Annotated in this window: 14 protein-coding genes; 10 read left to right on the top strand and 4 right to left on the bottom strand. The window is 64.0% G+C overall.

The annotated features are described in order from the left end of the window. Positions 1–93 precede the first annotated feature (93 nt). Positions 94–2,766, top strand: a complete 2,673-nt coding sequence (acnA, locus tag RQX22_RS10795; protein WP_315726372.1) for an aconitate hydratase AcnA — start codon at positions 94–96, stop codon at positions 2,764–2,766. Between the two features lie 5 nt (positions 2,767–2,771). Further along, complete coding sequence (locus RQX22_RS10800; protein WP_410001637.1) at positions 2,772–3,056, top strand: CBU_0592 family membrane protein; 285 nt, start codon at positions 2,772–2,774, stop codon at positions 3,054–3,056. Here RQX22_RS10800 and ygfZ read toward each other — a convergent pair. Continuing rightward, positions 3,009–3,722 carry a CAF17-like 4Fe-4S cluster assembly/insertion protein YgfZ gene (gene ygfZ / locus RQX22_RS10805; RefSeq protein WP_315726375.1) on the bottom strand — a complete coding sequence of 238 codons (714 nt, stop codon included), beginning with the start codon at positions 3,720–3,722 and terminating at the stop codon, positions 3,009–3,011. The genes RQX22_RS10800 and ygfZ overlap by 48 nt on opposite strands. 44 nt (positions 3,723–3,766) lie before the next feature. On the opposite strand from ygfZ, the gene RQX22_RS10810 reads away from it, so the two are divergent. Further along, a complete protein-coding gene (locus RQX22_RS10810; protein ID WP_315726377.1) occupies positions 3,767–5,095 on the top strand; it encodes a dihydroorotase in 1,329 nt (442 codons plus the stop codon). Between the two features lie 95 nt (positions 5,096–5,190). On the opposite strand, the gene RQX22_RS10815 is transcribed toward RQX22_RS10810, so the two are convergent. Further along, entirely contained in the window at positions 5,191–5,967 is a 777-nt protein-coding gene (locus tag RQX22_RS10815; RefSeq protein WP_315726379.1) for a cold-shock protein, read from the bottom strand. A 232-nt stretch (positions 5,968–6,199) separates the two neighbouring features. On the opposite strand from RQX22_RS10815, the gene RQX22_RS10820 reads away from it, so the two are divergent. From RQX22_RS10820 to RQX22_RS10850, 7 genes are all read left to right on the top strand, one after another. Continuing rightward, positions 6,200–7,018, top strand: a complete 819-nt coding sequence (locus RQX22_RS10820; protein WP_315726380.1) for a TerC family protein — start codon at positions 6,200–6,202, stop codon at positions 7,016–7,018. Positions 7,019–7,049: 31 nt separating this feature from the next. Continuing rightward, positions 7,050–7,667, top strand: coding sequence for a ribonuclease D (locus RQX22_RS10825; RefSeq protein WP_315726382.1), 618 nt, complete (start codon positions 7,050–7,052; stop codon positions 7,665–7,667). Next, the gene (gene lptC, locus RQX22_RS10830) at positions 7,660–8,298 is read left to right on the top strand and encodes an LPS export ABC transporter periplasmic protein LptC (RefSeq protein ID WP_315726384.1); all 639 of its coding nucleotides are present in this window, start codon (positions 7,660–7,662) and stop codon (positions 8,296–8,298) included. The genes RQX22_RS10825 and lptC overlap by 8 nt, the downstream gene beginning before the upstream one ends. Before the next feature lie 5 nt (positions 8,299–8,303). Next, complete coding sequence (locus tag RQX22_RS10835) at positions 8,304–8,834, top strand: LptA/OstA family protein (protein WP_315726386.1); 531 nt, start codon at positions 8,304–8,306, stop codon at positions 8,832–8,834. A gap of 115 nt (positions 8,835–8,949) precedes the next feature. Then, complete coding sequence (gene lptB, locus RQX22_RS10840; RefSeq protein WP_315726388.1) at positions 8,950–9,729, top strand: LPS export ABC transporter ATP-binding protein; 780 nt, start codon at positions 8,950–8,952, stop codon at positions 9,727–9,729. A 64-nt stretch (positions 9,730–9,793) separates the two neighbouring features. Further along, complete coding sequence (gene rpoN / locus RQX22_RS10845; protein ID WP_315726390.1) at positions 9,794–11,296, top strand: RNA polymerase factor sigma-54; 1,503 nt, start codon at positions 9,794–9,796, stop codon at positions 11,294–11,296. A 160-nt stretch (positions 11,297–11,456) separates the two neighbouring features. Next, positions 11,457–12,011 (top strand): hypothetical protein, encoded by a 555-nt coding sequence (locus RQX22_RS10850; RefSeq protein ID WP_315726392.1) that lies wholly within the window; start codon positions 11,457–11,459, stop codon positions 12,009–12,011. 159 nt (positions 12,012–12,170) lie between these two features. On the opposite strand, the gene gyrB is transcribed toward RQX22_RS10850, so the two are convergent. Both gyrB and recF read right to left on the bottom strand, forming a co-directional pair. Beyond that, the gene (gyrB, locus tag RQX22_RS10855) at positions 12,171–14,690 is read right to left on the bottom strand and encodes a DNA topoisomerase (ATP-hydrolyzing) subunit B (RefSeq protein ID WP_315726394.1); all 2,520 of its coding nucleotides are present in this window, start codon (positions 14,688–14,690) and stop codon (positions 12,171–12,173) included. 88 nt (positions 14,691–14,778) lie between these two features. Continuing rightward, complete coding sequence (recF, locus tag RQX22_RS10860; protein WP_315726396.1) at positions 14,779–15,840, bottom strand: DNA replication/repair protein RecF; 1,062 nt, start codon at positions 15,838–15,840, stop codon at positions 14,779–14,781. Positions 15,841–15,946 lie beyond the last annotated feature (106 nt).

A 15,946-nucleotide genomic window follows, 5' to 3' on the forward strand; every position in this document is an offset into this window, starting at 1 on the left:
CGCTCTTTCCCCCCTCGGCCCACCTTGCTAAGGCCCGCGCGAAGCTCCGGGTGCGGCACCCGATCCATGCAACAGCATCAAGATGAGGACCTTATGACCTCCACCGGCCAGGACAGCCTGAACACCCGCTCGACGCTCCAGGTGGGCGGCAAATCCTATTCTTATTATTCGCTGGGCAAGGCTGCCTCCGCGCTGGGTGACATTTCCCGTCTGCCTTTCTCTTTGAAGGTGCTGCTCGAAAACCTGCTCCGCTTCGAGGACGGCAAGACCGTTACGCGTGAAGATATCCAGGCACTGGTCGATTGGCAGAAGGAAAAGAGCTCCACCCGCGAAATCCAGTATCGCCCCGCGCGGGTGCTGATGCAGGATTTCACCGGAGTTCCCGCGGTAGTCGACCTTGCGGCCATGCGCGACGCGATGGCGAAGCTCGGCGGCGATCCGGAGAAGATCAACCCGCAGGTCCCGGTGCATCTCGTCATCGACCACAGCGTCATGGTCGATGAATTCGGCACGCCCAAGGCCTTCGAGCACAACGTCGCGCTGGAATATCAGCGCAATTTCGAACGCTACCAGTTCCTCAAATGGGGCGCCGGCGCCTTCGATAATTTCAAGGTCGTGCCGCCGGGCACAGGCATCTGCCATCAGGTCAATCTGGAAAATCTCGCCCGTTCGGTCTGGTCCTCGGCGGACGCATCCGGGCAGGAAATCGCCTATCCCGACACTCTCGTCGGCACCGATAGCCATACGACGATGGTCAATGGCCTGGGCGTGCTCGGCTGGGGCGTCGGCGGGATCGAGGCCGAGGCGGCCATGCTCGGCCAGCCGGTATCGATGCTGATCCCGGAAGTGGTCGGCTTCAGGCTGACCGGCGCTCTCCGCGAAGGCATCACTGCCACCGACCTCGTGCTCACCGTAACCCAGATGCTCCGGGCACGGGGTGTGGTGGGCCGGTTCGTGGAGTTTTACGGCGAAGGCGTCAGCGCGCTTCCCGTCGCCGATCGCGCCACCATTGCCAATATGGCGCCCGAATATGGCGCGACCTGCGGCTTCTTTCCGATCGACGGCCGCACCCTGGACTATCTCCGGCTGACCGGCCGTTCCGAAGAACAGATCGCGCTGACCGAGGCCTATGCGAGGGAGCAGGGCATGTGGCTCGAGGCGGGGGCCGCCGATCCAATGTTCACCGATACGCTCCACCTCGACATGGGCAGTGTCGAAGCCTCGCTCGCGGGGCCCAAGCGGCCGCAGGACAAGGTGACGCTGGCTCGCGTCGACGAGGAATTCCTCGCCAATCTCAAAAGCGAATATGACCGCAACGGCGACGCCTCCAAGCGCTACAAGGTGCCTGGCACCGATCATGATATCGGCCATGGCGATGTCGTCATCGCCGCCATCACCAGCTGCACCAACACTTCCAATCCGTCGGTGATGATCGCCGCCGGGCTGGTGGCCCGCAAGGCGCGGGCGAAAGGGCTGACCCGGAAGCCCTGGGTCAAGACGTCGCTTGCCCCGGGATCGCAGGTCGTCACGGACTATCTCGTCAAAGCGGGTCTCCAGGACGATCTGGACGCAATCGGCTTCAACCTGGCGGGCTATGGCTGCACCACCTGCATCGGCAATTCGGGCCCTCTGCCTGAACCGGTGTCCAAGGCTGTGAACCAGCATGATCTGGTCGCCGCCTCGGTGCTGTCGGGCAACCGCAATTTCGAAGGCCGCGTGAGCCCGGACGTCCGGGCCAATTATCTCGCCTCGCCGCCCCTGGTCGTTGCTTATGCGATCAAGGGCACCGTGACCGACGATATGGTGGAAGCCCCGATCGGCACCGACACGCAGGGTGAAAACGTCTATCTGCGCGACATCTGGCCGACGAACGAGGAGGTCCGCTCGCTCATCGAGCAGCATGTCAACAGCGACATGTTCCGCACCCGTTATGCCGACGTCTTCAATGGCGACGAGCAATGGCGCGCGATCGCGGTGACGGGAGGTGAGACCTATGCATGGTCGGCGGGGTCCACCTATATCCAGAACCCGCCTTACTTCGAGGGCATGTCGATGACCCCGACTGCACCGGGCGACATTATCGGCGCCCGTCCGCTGGCGATCTTCGGCGATTCGATCACCACCGACCACATCTCTCCGGCGGGAGCGATCAAGGCCGATTCACCCGCAGGCACTTATCTGCAGGAGCATCAGGTCAGCCGCGCCGACTTCAATTCCTACGGGGCACGGCGCGGCAATCACGAAGTGATGATGCGCGGCACCTTCGCCAATATCCGCATCAAGAACCGCATGGTCCCCGGAACGGAAGGCGGCGTCACGAAACATATTCCCAGCGGCGAGACGCTTCCGATCTACGATGCCGCCATGCGCTACAAATCGGAAGCGACGCCCCTGGTGGTCATAGCCGGCAAGGAATATGGCACCGGCTCGTCGCGCGACTGGGCGGCCAAGGGCACCAACCTGCTCGGCGTCCGCGCCGTCATCGCCGAAAGCTATGAGCGGATCCACCGTTCCAACCTGGTCGGGATGGGCGTGCTGCCGCTGCAATTCCTGGACGAGGTACCTTCGTTCGACGGCACCGAAAGCTTCACGGTCGAACATGTCGGCGCGCTGACGCCGAGACAAGTGGTGACGGTCAAGGTGAGTCGGCCGGATGGCGCGGGCTTCACCTTCACCACACGCTGCAGGATCGACACGCTGAACGAGCTCGAATATTTCAGGAACGGCGGCATCCTCCATTATGTCTTGAGGAATCTCGCCGCCTGAGCGCGATCGAACTTTTCGTCGAAGCCGCCGGCTGGCTCGGGGCCGGCCTGATTCTGGGCGCCTATCTCTTGTTGTCGGTCGGCAAACTGGGCCCGCGCTCGCTCGTCTATCACGGGATGAACGTGGTCGGCGCGGCCGGTTTCATCGTCAACACCGCTTGGCATGGCGCCATCCCTTCGGCGGCGGTCAACGTCATCTGGGTGCTGATCGGCGGCTTCTCCCTGTGGCGGATCCTCCGGCGGTCAGGCGAGACCGGAGGCGAGCCAGCCGGGAATGATAGCGTCGCCTAGATCGTCGGTCCGGCGATGATCCACCGCCAGGCTGAGCTCGGGATAATGAACGCGCGTACGCGGCCCCGGCGACTCCGCGCGCACCACGACCAGCCGCCGGTTGACCTTGGAGCGATGATGCATCCTGGCCGTATTCTCCTGACCCACATAGCAGCCTTTGGCGAAGCTCACCCCATTCAGCTCGGCGGCATTGCATTCGAGCCATAAGGTCTTGTCCGATCCCAGCTCGGCCACCCCTTCGGTGACGCCCAGCGAGAGGCGGCGGTCGAGCCAGCCCGAAGCGGGCGCGTCCGCTGGAGCCAGCCAACGCAGGCCGAGCGCCGCCAGCCGGGGATCCGGAACGCCGTCGCCGCCATCCGGCGACCAATGGACCGCAAGATTCTCCTCGCGCGCAATGACGATCGGACGGCGCAACCGGTACAAGGTCAGCCGCCGGATCAGGGAATCTGCCTGTTCCGCCTCGCAATCGATCAGCACATCCTCGCCGTCCGCCCACAGGACGAAGTCGAACAGGGCCTTGCCCTGGGGCGTCAGCAGCCCGGCCCACAAGGGGCGGTCCGGCGCAAGCAGATCGGCGTCGTTGGTCACGAGCCCCTGCAGAAAGCCGCGCACGTCCGGACCCGAAAGCCGGATGATGCTGCGGTCGACAAGGGTGGTCGCGGCCATGTTCGGGAGTTAGGGATTGGCGCGAACAAAAGAAAGCGCGGCCGATGGCAACTTACGATCTCCTGCTCAAGAATGGCATAGTCTGGACCCCCGGCGGTCCGGTCGAGGCGAATATAGGCATTTGCAATGGCAAGGTCGCGGCGCTGGATATGGCCGGCGACGCGGGCGAAGTGATCGATTGCACGGGCCTGGTCGTTCTGCCGGGCGTGATCGATACGCAGGTCCATTTCCGCGAGCCGGGGCTGGAGGCCAAGGAGGACCTGGAAAGCGGCAGTCGCGCCGCCGTGCTTGGCGGCGTCACCGCCGTGTTCGAAATGCCCAATACCAAGCCCAACACCGACAGCGTGGAAGCCGTCGAGGACAAATTGCGGCGGGCGGCAGGGCGCATGTGGTGCGATCATGCTTTCTATGTCGGCGCCACTGCCGCCAATGCCGAGATTCTCGGCGAGCTCGAGCGCCTGCCCGGGACGGCAGGGGTGAAAATCTTCATGGGCGCGTCGACCGGTGATTTGCTCGTGTCAGAAGACAATGAGCTTGCCCGCGTGCTCGCGTCCGGCAGCCGCCGGGTGGCCATTCATGCCGAAGACGAGGCGCGGATGAACGCGCGCCTGGGCGAACGCATCCCCGGCGATCCTTCGAGCCACCCCGTCTGGCGCGATGACGAAAGCGCCCTGCTGGCCACGCGCCGGATCCTCACGCTTGCGCGCGCGGCGCGGCGGCGGATCCACATTCTTCACGTCACCACACCGGACGAACTTGAGTTGATCGCCGGAGCGAGGGATATTGCGACCTGCGAAGTAACGCCGCAGCACCTGACCCTTGCCGCCGAGGATGCCTATCCCAGCCTCGGCACCTTCGCGCAGATGAACCCGCCGATCCGGTCGGCGGCCCATCGCGACGGGCTTTGGCACTGGCTGAACCAAGGTGTTCCGGATGTACTCGGATCGGATCATGCGCCGCACACGCGGGAAGAGAAGGCAAGGGCCTATCCGGAAAGCCCCAGCGGCATGCCAGGGGTGCAGACATTGCTCCCACTGATGCTCGACCATGTCGCCAAGGGCCGTACCAGCATGGAACGCCTTGTCGACCTCACCTCGGCCGGGGCGCAGCGCATTTTCGGCCTGGTCGGAAAGGGACGAATCGCGGCCGGCTATGATGCGGACTTCACGATCGTCGATCTGAAAGCGGCGTGGACGATCGAGGAAAGCTGGCTGGCCTCGCGCTGCGGTTGGTCTCCCTTCACCGGCATGAAACTGACGGGCCGTCCGATCGGAACGATCATCCGGGGCAATCGCGTGATGTGGGAGGGGGTGGTGGCCGACGCCGCGCAGGGTCGACCGCTGAAATTCGAATCGACGGAATTCGCCAGATAGAATTGCGGAGGCAGGATCCCCCTTAAGGGCGGGATTCATGGAAAAAGCCTGGCGCTCTCCAGAGCGCCAGGCTTTTCATTACACCTCGGCGAAAGCTATTGAAGCGGTTGCAGATTCACCGCTGCGGTCTTGCCCCGGCGGTCTACTTCCAGTTCGAACTCCAGCCGGTCCCCTTCGTTCAGGGAAACCATGCCAGCGCGCTCGACGGCGGAGATATGGACGAATGCATCAGGCTGGCCGTCATCGCGGCTGATAAAGCCGAAGCCCTTCATCGCATTGAAGAACTTGACCGTACCCTGAGCCTTCTCGCCGGTCAGCTGACGCTGCGGCCCACCCGCATCGCGATCGTCGCGGTCGCGCGGGGCCCGGTCGGTGACGGGGAGCGGCTCTCCCTCGATCTTCAGATCGGTTGCGGAAATGCGGCCACCGCGGTCGACCAGGGTGAATTCGAGCGGCTGACCCTCGGCGAGGCCGGTAAGGCCCGCCTGTTCGACGGCCGAAATATGGACGAACACATCCTCGCCGCCATCATCGCGGACGATGAAGCCAAAGCCTTTCTGGCCGTTGAAGAATTTGACGACGCCCTTGCCTTCGCCGACGACCTGGGGGGGCATGCCGCCGCCGCGGGGACCACCAAATCCACCGCCGCCGCCACCGCCGCCACCGCCGCGATAGCCACCACCACCGCCGCCGCCGCCGAAACGGTCACCGCCACCGCCGCCGAAACGGTCGCCGCCGCCACCGAACCGGTCGCCACCGCCGAAGCCGCCGCGATCACCGTAGGAGCTGCCGAAATTGTCATCGCCGAAACTATCGCGCTTATCTCTGCCGCGCCCGCCGCGATCCCCGCGGCGCCCTTTGTCGAAACTCATGCCGTCTTATACTTTCCAGTGCCCTATCCCTGTTAGAACCATAGCGCTGGGCTGATTGCGCGAACGGCCTTTGGCGCGGAAACTTGGCGCACCCGCGACTCATATAGCCAAAAAACGACCCGCAGGCGAGTGACTTTGACGCAACAGCAGCCGCAATAATGACGGGGCTGGCCGAGACCTGCCACTTCGTGCATGGGCGAGGCACGAACATTCGTGAGGGCAGGGGAGAAGGATGGAAGGACTTTTTGAGCTGTTCAGCGATCCCGCGGTCCTGGCCGCGCTCGCCACGCTTATCGTCATGGAGGTGGTGCTCGGCATCGACAATCTGATCTTCATCTCGATCCTTTCCAACAAACTTCCCGAAGGCCAGCGCCAGAAAGCGCGGCGGCTGGGAATCGGCCTTGCTCTCTTCCTCAGGCTGGCCTTGCTGTCGGCCATCGCCTGGCTGGTGGGCCTCACGGCTCCCGTCTTCGACCTCGGCTTCACGGGCGCGCTCGATGCACATGACCAACCGACATTCGAAACCGCCTTCTCGTGGCGGGACCTTATCCTGATCGCGGGCGGCCTGTTTCTGGTCTGGAAGGCAACCAAGGAAATCCACCACAATATGGACCCTTCGCCGACGGACGACGTCTTCGACACGTCCAGGGCGGCACTCGGCTTTGGGGCCGCGATCGTCCAGATCCTGCTGCTGGACCTGGTCTTCTCGATCGATTCGATCCTGACGGCGGTGGGCATGACCGATCATTTGCCGGTGATGGTGGTGGCTGTACTCGTGGCGGTGTTCGTCATGCTCGTCGCCGCGGATCCGCTTGCCAATTTCATCAACAAGAATCCCACAGTGGTGATGCTCGCCCTCGGCTTCCTGCTGATGATCGGCGCCGTGCTGATCGCGGACGGCTTCGGCGTGCATGTCCCCAAGGGATATATCTATGCAGCCATGGCCTTTTCGGCCGGGGTGGAGGCGCTCAACATCTTCGCCCGGCGGCGGCGGGAGGCAGGCTCCCGCGCCAGGAATCCGGAGGGCATAGACGGTTCGGCAAGCCATTGAGCGTTCATCCGCTTCCGCCTATGCGGAGGTCATGACAGTTCATTTTCATCAAGAGGATCTGCCGGCCGGCGTCCTCGCGCCGGGCCCAGTTGCGGTCGACACCGAAGCAATGGGCCTCCACCCGGCCCGGGACCGGCTTTGCCTGGTCCAGATCTCCGATGGGGGCGGGGACGAGCACCTTGTCCGATTCGCGCCCGGCAGCGATTATGCGGCACCCAACCTGCGTGCCGTCCTTGCCGATCCGGATCGCCTGAAACTCTATCATTTCGCACGCTTCGACCTGGCCGTCATCAAGGCCTATATCGGCGTGATGGCGGCGCCGGCTTATTGCACCAAGACCGCCTCGCGCCTGATCCGGACCTATACGGACCGTCACGGCCTCAAGGAGCTCGTCAAGGAATTGCTGGCGATCGACATATCGAAGCAGCAGCAATCGTCCGACTGGGGGGCGCCGGACCTGTCCGACGCACAGAAGGATTATGCCGCCTCCGACGTGCGCTATCTTCACGCCCTGCGCGAGAAGCTGGACGAAAGGCTGAACCGGGAAGGCCGCATGGCCCTCGCCCAGGCCTGTTTCGATTTCCTGCCCAGCCGGGCGCTGCTCGATCTCGCCGGATGGCCCGAGGTGGACATCTTCGCGCATGTCTGAACTCGCCGAGCGGGAGCGGCTGATAAAGCGCGGCTGGGCGGCTCCCGGCAGCTTTCACGACGTCTTCGTCCGCTTGCTCAAGATCGCTCTGCCTGCGGGCATTGGCGTCCTTGCCGCCTATCTCGCCATTTCGCCCCTCCAGAAGGACAAGGAAGTCAGCTTCCTGCTCGACAAGAACAAAGTCGAGGTGGCGCGAGAACGGCTGCGCCTCGACGAGCCTCAGTATCGCGGCCAGGACGATAAGGGCCGGCCTTTCCTCATCCGCGCGGATCAGGCCATCCAGGCGACCTCCAAGGAGCAGGTCATGGACATCGAAGGCATGGATGCCAGTATAAGGCTGGCTGACGGGCCCGCGGTGCTTCGCGCCGATCGCGGACGCTACGACATGGATGCACAGACCGTCGATGTCCTCGGCCCGATCCTGTTCACGGCCGCCGACGGCTACAGGCTCGAGACCAGCGACGTGCAGGTCGATCTGAACAAGAGTCAGCTCGCCAGCCAGGGCAGCGTTAAGGGCCGGATGCCGCTTGGCCGCTTCACCGCCGATCGCATGTCGGTCGACCTTCCGGCCCGCCAGGTGACGCTGACCGGCAGGGCGCGCTTGCACATCGTCCAGGGCGCGATCAAATGAGCGGCATGAAAGAAGCCATCATCGCCCTTGCGGCGTCCGCCGTGATCGCCGCCGGTCTCGCGTTCAACCCCGCTTTGGCCCAGACCTCGGCGCTCAAGGGTCATAACAGCAATGCGCCAGTGGATGTGGCAGCGGACCGGATCGAAGTTCAGGACCGGGCCGACCGGGCGGTCTTTTCCGGCAACGTCCAGGTGCGCCAGTCGGATCTGACGCTGAGCGCCGCACGGCTTACCGTCGCTTATTCCAACGCTGGCGGCATCCAGATCGAGCGGCTGGACGCCAGCGGCGGCGTGACCGTGCGGAGCCCTTCCGAAACGGCGCGCGGCCAGTATGCGATCTACGATCTCAATCGCCGCATCATCACGATGATCGGCGATGTTACCCTGACCCGCGGCGATTCCAACGTGAAGGGCGGCCGGTTGGTGCTGGACCTCGACAGCGGGCGTGCGGTGATGGATGGCGCCGGTCCGGCCGGCACGGCGAACCAGGGCGGCCGCGTCACCGGAACCTTCACGGTCCCGCAGCGCCGGTATTGATCCTACGGTCCGGTCGCCCCGCCTCTTTTCAAGAAATAATCGTCGTCATGCATGAACCTTGCCAGTTGAGGCGCGCGGCGGCTTCGCCTAAGTCCGCGCAGGGCAAGGAAGCGGCATGAACGACAGCACGACGATCGAAAGGTCCCCGGACGCCGACGCGATCGGCGTGCTTTCACGGGGCCTGTCCGTCGTCTCGATCGCCAAATCCTATGACCGCAAGCAGGTCCTGAAGGACGTCTCGCTGGGCGTCGACCGCGGCGAGGTGCTTGGGCTGCTTGGCCCGAACGGCGCCGGCAAGACCACCTGCTTCTATTCCATCATGGGCCTCGTGAAGCCGGACAGCGGGCGTATCCTGCTCGACGGCAGGGACATTACCGGGCTGCCCATGTATCGCCGCGCCATATTGGGGCTCGGCTATCTGCCGCAGGAAACGTCCATCTTTCGCGGCCTTACCGTGTCGCAGAACATCATGGCCGTGCTGGAACTCGCCGAGCCCGACAAGTCCGTCCGTGCACAAAGACTGGAGCAATTGCTGGGGGAGTTCCACATCCAGCACCTGCGCGACGCCCCCGCAATGGCGCTGTCCGGTGGCGAACGACGGCGCTGCGAGATCGCACGCGCGCTCGCTGCGGATCCCAGCATCATGCTGCTGGACGAGCCGTTTGCCGGCATCGATCCAATCTCCATCTCCGACATTCGCGACCTGGTGATCCAGCTCAAGCAGCGGGACATCGGTGTCCTCATCACCGACCATAATGTCCGCGAGACCTTGGACATCGTCGATCGCGCCTGCATCATCTATGACGGCCAGGTGCTGTTCGCCGGCAGCCCGGAGGCGCTGGTTGCGAACGAAGACGTCCGCCGTCTCTATCTTGGCGAGGGTTTCGAATTGTAGTGATGGCCTGGGATCCCCTCTCGATCCCCTTTATCGACGCGGCACCGTGGTGGAGCGCGGCCTGATGGCGATCGGTCCCCGCCTCGACCTTCGGCAAAGCCAGTCATTGGTGATGACGCCGCAGCTGCAGCAGGCGATCCGGCTGCTCGCTTTGTCCAATCTTGAAATCGAAAGTTTCATTGCCGAGGAGCTGGAGAAGAATCCTCTGCTCGACACCGGCAGTGACGAGGCATCCGACAGGAACGCCGCCGAGGCGGACGAGGTGACCGATACGGGCGAGGAACCGGCGACCGTCGATCGCCTGGTGACGGAGGGCGACGGCGCCCGCGATGCACCGCTGGACATGGACCTGAACAATGAGAATCTCCACCAGGACAGCGCTTCGGACCGGGCGCTTGATGGAGGGCTGGGCCTCGATCATGGGTCCGGCGGCGGCGGCGGCGAGGAGGTCGATTATGACAGTTTTGCCGGCGAGGACATATCGCTCCACGATCATCTGCTCGCCCAGGCCGGCCAGCACCTCTCCGGCACCGATTTGGTCATCGCCGCCCAGATCGTCGAGCAGATCGAGGAGACAGGCTATTTCCCGGGCTCCACGCTTGAAATCGCCAATCGACTCGGAACGCCGCTGCAGGATGTCGAAAGGGTGCTTGCGGTCATCCAGACTTTCGATCCGAGCGGTGTCGGCGCACGCACGCTGGCGGAATGTATCGCAATACAGGCGAAGGAGGCGGACCGTTACGACCCGGCCATGGCGCTGCTGATCGACAATCTGGATCATGTCGCCAAGGGCAATCGCAGCGCCCTGAAGCGCATCTGTGACGTCGATGATGAGGATCTGTCCGACATGCTCCGCGAGCTGCGCGGATATGACCCGAAGCCGGGGTGCAAGTTCGCGCAGGGCAGCCGGATCGATGCCGTGGTGCCCGACATATTCATAGGCCGGCGCGGCCAGGGCTGGGCGATCGAACTGAACAGCGCGACCCTGCCCAGACTGCTGGTCAACCGAACCTATTATGCCGAACTGGCGGAAGGTGCACAGGACAGGAAATCGAAAACCTGGCTATCGGAATGCCTGGCCAGCGCGAATTGGCTGATGAAAGCGCTCGACCAAAGAGCCCGCACGATCGTCAAGGTCGCGACCGAGATCGTCCAGCAACAGGACGGATTCTTCCGCCATGGCGTGGCCCATTTGAAACCGCTGACGCTTCGCACGGTGGCGGATGCGATCGGCATGCACGAATCGACCGTCAGCAGGGTCACCTCGAACAAATATCTGTCCTGTGACCGCGGCCTGTTCGAGCTCAAATATTTCTTCACCAGCGGCGTGCAAAGCTCGGACGGCGGCGATGCGGTGTCCGCGGAAGCGGTGAAGAGCCACATAAGGGCGCTGGTCGCGGCCGAGGATCCGGCAAAGATTCTGTCCGACGACCAGATCGTCGACATGCTTCGCGCCAAAGGGTTCGACATCGCCCGGCGAACCGTCGCAAAATATCGCGAGGCGGCGGGCATCGGGTCCTCAGTCCAGCGGCGCCGGCAAAAGGCGATCGGCAACCGCGCGGCCTGACGCCGGTAGCGTCAATACGCTCGATCCGTCGCACATGCGCAACCGTCCGCACTGGTTTCGGCGCGCGGACCGGGCGGGCAACGGCAAAGCCGCAACCAAAGGCTGGCCAGGCGGTTTCCTTATCGAACCGAAAGCAAAGCGGGGGGTATGGAGGCCCAGCATGTTCCGCAGCTTGATTGCCGTGACATTATTGGCGGCGCCGATGGCCGCGACTTCCCAGACCGGCAATGGCGGCCGATGGGGGCTTGCCGGCTTTCCCGGCGGGTGCATGGTCCACGCGACCTCGCCGCAGGGCACCGTACTTTCCATCTGGGGCTTCGCCGGCCAGGAGAATCTCGGCATACTTGTCCAGAACCGGCAATGGCATGCACTTCGGGAAGGCGAACGCCACAACCTGAAAGTGGCTTTCGACCGGAATCATAGCTGGCCCGTCCGGGCAACGGCCCGTCGCGACATCGATGCCGACGGGCCAGGGCTTTTCTTCACCGTAAAACCGGGCAGTCGATCCGACCAGGCCGGCTTCTTCGAGGCGTTTGCCGCCGCCAGGGGAATGGACATCAGCCGCGAAGGACGAAGGGTCGATCGGCTGCCGCTCGCCGGCAGCCGCGAGGCGATGTTCGCGCTGGCGAACTGCATGGGCGCCTTATGGCAAGGCATGGCAGCGGCCTCGGCGAACGAGGAAGAAACGGCAGCTCCGGCGGGGCCGACCATCTGATCCATGTCCGTGGCCAGCTGCCGAGCGAATATTGCCGACGGGGGATCTCATCCAAGCCAATAGGCGGATCGCGGCCGCTTAGATTGAACGGTCCCGTGCCCTCGGCGGCGCCTGGCAAGCGCCACGCCGAACTGGCCTATTCAAATATCTAAGACCGGATCAGGCGTCCAGATTGGCGACGTTCAGGGCATTTTCCTGGATGAACTCGCGTCTTGGTTCGACGACGTCGCCCATCAGCCGTGTGAAGATCTCGTCGGCAATATCGGCCTGCGCGATCTCAACCTGGAGCAAGGACCGGTTTTCGGGATCCAGGGTCGTCTCCCAAAGTTGCTCGGCATTCATTTCGCCGAGGCCCTTGTAGCGCTGAATGGCGAGGCCCTTGCGGCCCGCGGCGAGGATTGCCTCGAGCAATTCGATCGGGCGGGTGACGCGATCCCCCTTGCCATCCGAAGACCGCTCCATGCCCGTCGAGTTCCCTGCATTGCCCTCGGCATCCTCGGCATCCGGAACCGTCTCCTCGGCTTCGGCGGCGGCCGTCGCCTTGAGCTTTACGAGCCGCGATGGCTTTGCGTAGGTCGCCTCCTGCTCCGACGCCAGGCTATGCAGCTTGCGCGCCTCGGCCGAGACCAGGAATTTATGATCGACGACGTGATGATCGGTCACGCCCCGCCAGAGGCGGCGCAGGACGTAATTGCCGTCCTCGCTGGCTTCGCCGGACCAGGACGCCTCAAGATCGCCGGCGCCGAGCCAGATCGACGCGCGCGAAATCGCTTCAGGTCTTTGGTCCGGGCGCAGATCCGGATCGAGCGCCCCGGCCAGGGCGAGCGCCTCGATGATGTCGAGATTATAGCGGCGCGGCACGTAGCGCATCAGGGTGCGCATCCGCCTTGCATGTTCGGCCAGACCCCGCAGATCCTCACCGGACCTGGGGCCGCCGTCGGTTTCCAGCACCATCAGGCCGATGCCGGCATCGATCAGATAGTCGTCGAGCTTGGAATCGTCTTTCAGATAGACTTCCGAACGGCCCTTGGCGACTTTGTAGAGCGGCGGCTGGGCGATGTAGAGATGGCCGCGCTCGATGATCTCCGGCATCTGTCGATAGAAGAATGTCAGCAGCAGGGTGCGGATATGGGCGCCGTCGACGTCGGCGTCCGTCATGATCACGATCTTGTGATAGCGGAGCTTCTCGACATTGAAATCGTCGCGGCCGATGCCGGTCCCCATCGCCTGGATCAGCGTGCCGATTTCCTTCGAGCCCAGCATGCGATCGAACCGCGCACGCTCGACGTTCAGGATCTTGCCCTTGAGTGGTAGGATTGCCTGGTAATGGCGATCGCGGCCCTGCTTGGCCGAGCCGCCGGCGCTGTCGCCTTCGACCAGGAACAGTTCCGATTTGGCGGGATCCCGCTCCTGGCAATCAGCGAGCTTGCCGGGCAGCGAGGCGATGTCCATCACCCCCTTGCGGCGGGTAAGCTCGCGCGCCTTCTTGGCCGCCTCGCGCGCCGCGGCGGCATCGATGATCTTGCCCACGATGGAACGGGCGTGGGCAGGGTTTTCCTCCAGCCATTCCGCCATTTTATCCGCCATCAGGCTTTCCATCGGCTGACGCACCTCGGACGAAACCAATTTGTCCTTGGTCTGGGAGCCGAATTTCGGATCGGGGAGCTTCACCGATACGATCGCGGTCAATCCCTCCCGCATGTCGTCGCCGGTCAGCGTCACCTTCTCCTTCTTCAGCATGCCGGATTTCTCGGCATAATTGTTGAGGGTGCGGGTCAGGGCCGCGCGGAACGCGGCCATGTGGGTGCCGCCGTCGCGCTGCGGGATGTTGTTCGTGAAGGCGAGGACATTCTCGTAGTAGGAATCATTCCATTCGAGCGCGATGTCGATGCCGATATCGTCGCGCTGCCCGTGAATGGCGATCGGATCGGGGAAGAGCGGCGTCTTGGTGCGGTCGAGATAGCGGACGAAGGCCGCGATTCCGCCTTCATAGAAGAGCTCGACCTCCTTCTTCTCCTCGTGGCGCGCGTCGACCAGGATCAGCCGCACGCCGGAATTGAGGAAGGCCAGCTCGCGAAAGCGATGCTCCAGCTTGTCGAAGTCGAAATCGGTGATCTTGAAGGTCGCGGGCGACGGCAGGAAGGAGACCCTGGTACCCTTCTTGCCTTCGGGCGCCGGGCCGACCAGCTTCAGCGGCGCTTCGGCATCGCCGAGCCGGAAGCGCATATAATGTTCCTGGCCGTCCCTCCAGATGGTGAGATCGAGCCATTCGGAAAGCGCGTTCACCACGGATACGCCGACGCCGTGGAGACCGCCGGAGACCTTATAGGCATTGTCGTCGGACGTGTTCTCGAACTTGCCGCCGGCGTGGAGCTGGGTCATGATGACCTCGGCCGCCGAAACCCCTTCCCCCTGGTGAATCCCGGTTGGAATTCCACGGCCATTATCCTCGACCGAAACCGATCCGTCAGGATTGAGCGTGATCAGGATACGGTCGCAATGACCGGCCAGAGCCTCGTCGATCGCATTGTCCGAAACCTCGAAGACCATATGGTGGAGACCCGACCCGTCGTCGGTGTCGCCAATATACATTCCGGGCCGTTTGCGGACCGCGTCGAGGCCTTTCAGAACCTTGATCGATTCCGCGCCATAGGAGTTTTCGCTGGGGGAAGATGCCATGGCGATTATATAGCGACGAACGTGGCGAAACCAAAGGAAATAAGCCCGAATACCGGCCTCCACTTCACGATTGCAGCAAGGCCTGGCGTCACCCCTCGCGCACGCGCCCTCCCACGATGTGAAGCCAGGTGGCATCGCTCCCCACGGCTTCGAACAGCGCCTTTTCCGTGCCCGTCATCCAGACCTGGCCGCCGGCCTTGATGAGCCTTTCGAACAAGGCTGCGCGGCGGCTGGAATCGAGATGGGCGGCGACCTCGTCCAGCAGGAGGATTGGGCGGCGGCCGGAGCGGTCGGCGACCAGTTCGGCATGGGCGAGCGTGATTGCCAGGAGGAGCGCCTTCTGCTCACCGGTGGAGCTTCGCTCGGCGGGCTGGCCCTTACCCAGGTGGGTGACGGCAAGGTCGGTGCGGTGCGGACCGATCAACGTCCGTCCAGCGGCCGCATCCCGCCCACGGCTGCGAAGAAGCCCTTCCGAAAGATCCTCCATCCCGCCTGCGAGCCGAAGGCCGGCGCGGGCGAACGGCCCCTCCGGCGCCGCCGCCAGGCGCTCCGAAAGAGCCGCCACCGTCGCCGCGCGGGCCCTTCCCAGGGCCGCGCCATGTTCCGCCATCCGCGCCTCGAGCGCCGTCAGCCACCCAGCATCGGCCGGACCGTCCTCGCCAAGCAATTTGTTGCGGGCACGCATCGCCGCCTCATAGCGGGCGGCATGAACGGCATGACCGGGATCCAAAGCGAGCACCAGCCTGTCGAGGAAGCGCCGGCGGCCGCTTGCCCCCTCAAGGAAAAGCCGGTCCATCGCAGGCGTCAGCCAGAGCAGCGAGAGCCATTCCGAAAGCGTCGTCGCCGAGGCCGCTGCAGAGTTGATCCGCACCTGCCGGCGGTCCGGCGATGCCGCGCCGGTTCCGGTGCCGAGCTCGACGTCGCCGAGCCGCGCCGATACCGCGAATCCGCCGGGGCCGTCGCTGCGGGCCATTTCCGCATAGGTGGCGCCACGAAGACCCCTGCCAGGCGACAGCAGGGAGATCGCCTCCAATATGTTGGTCTTGCCGGCGCCATTGTCGCCGGTCAGCAGGACGAGGCCGGTCCCCGGCGCGATCAGCGCATCGGCATAAGACCGGAAATTCGACAGGCTGAGGCGCGAAAGGACCATTGCGCGCTTCTATGGCCTATCGACACCAAGAGGAAAGGCATCGGCGCCCAAGCCCGCGCCGATAGCGACCCGCAAGCGGCACCGGCAACAAGATGCCGGCAGATTT

The sequence above is a fragment of the Sphingosinicella rhizophila genome (genome assembly GCF_032378825.1).
Taxonomy (GTDB): domain Bacteria; phylum Pseudomonadota; class Alphaproteobacteria; order Sphingomonadales; family Sphingomonadaceae; genus Allosphingosinicella; species Allosphingosinicella rhizophila.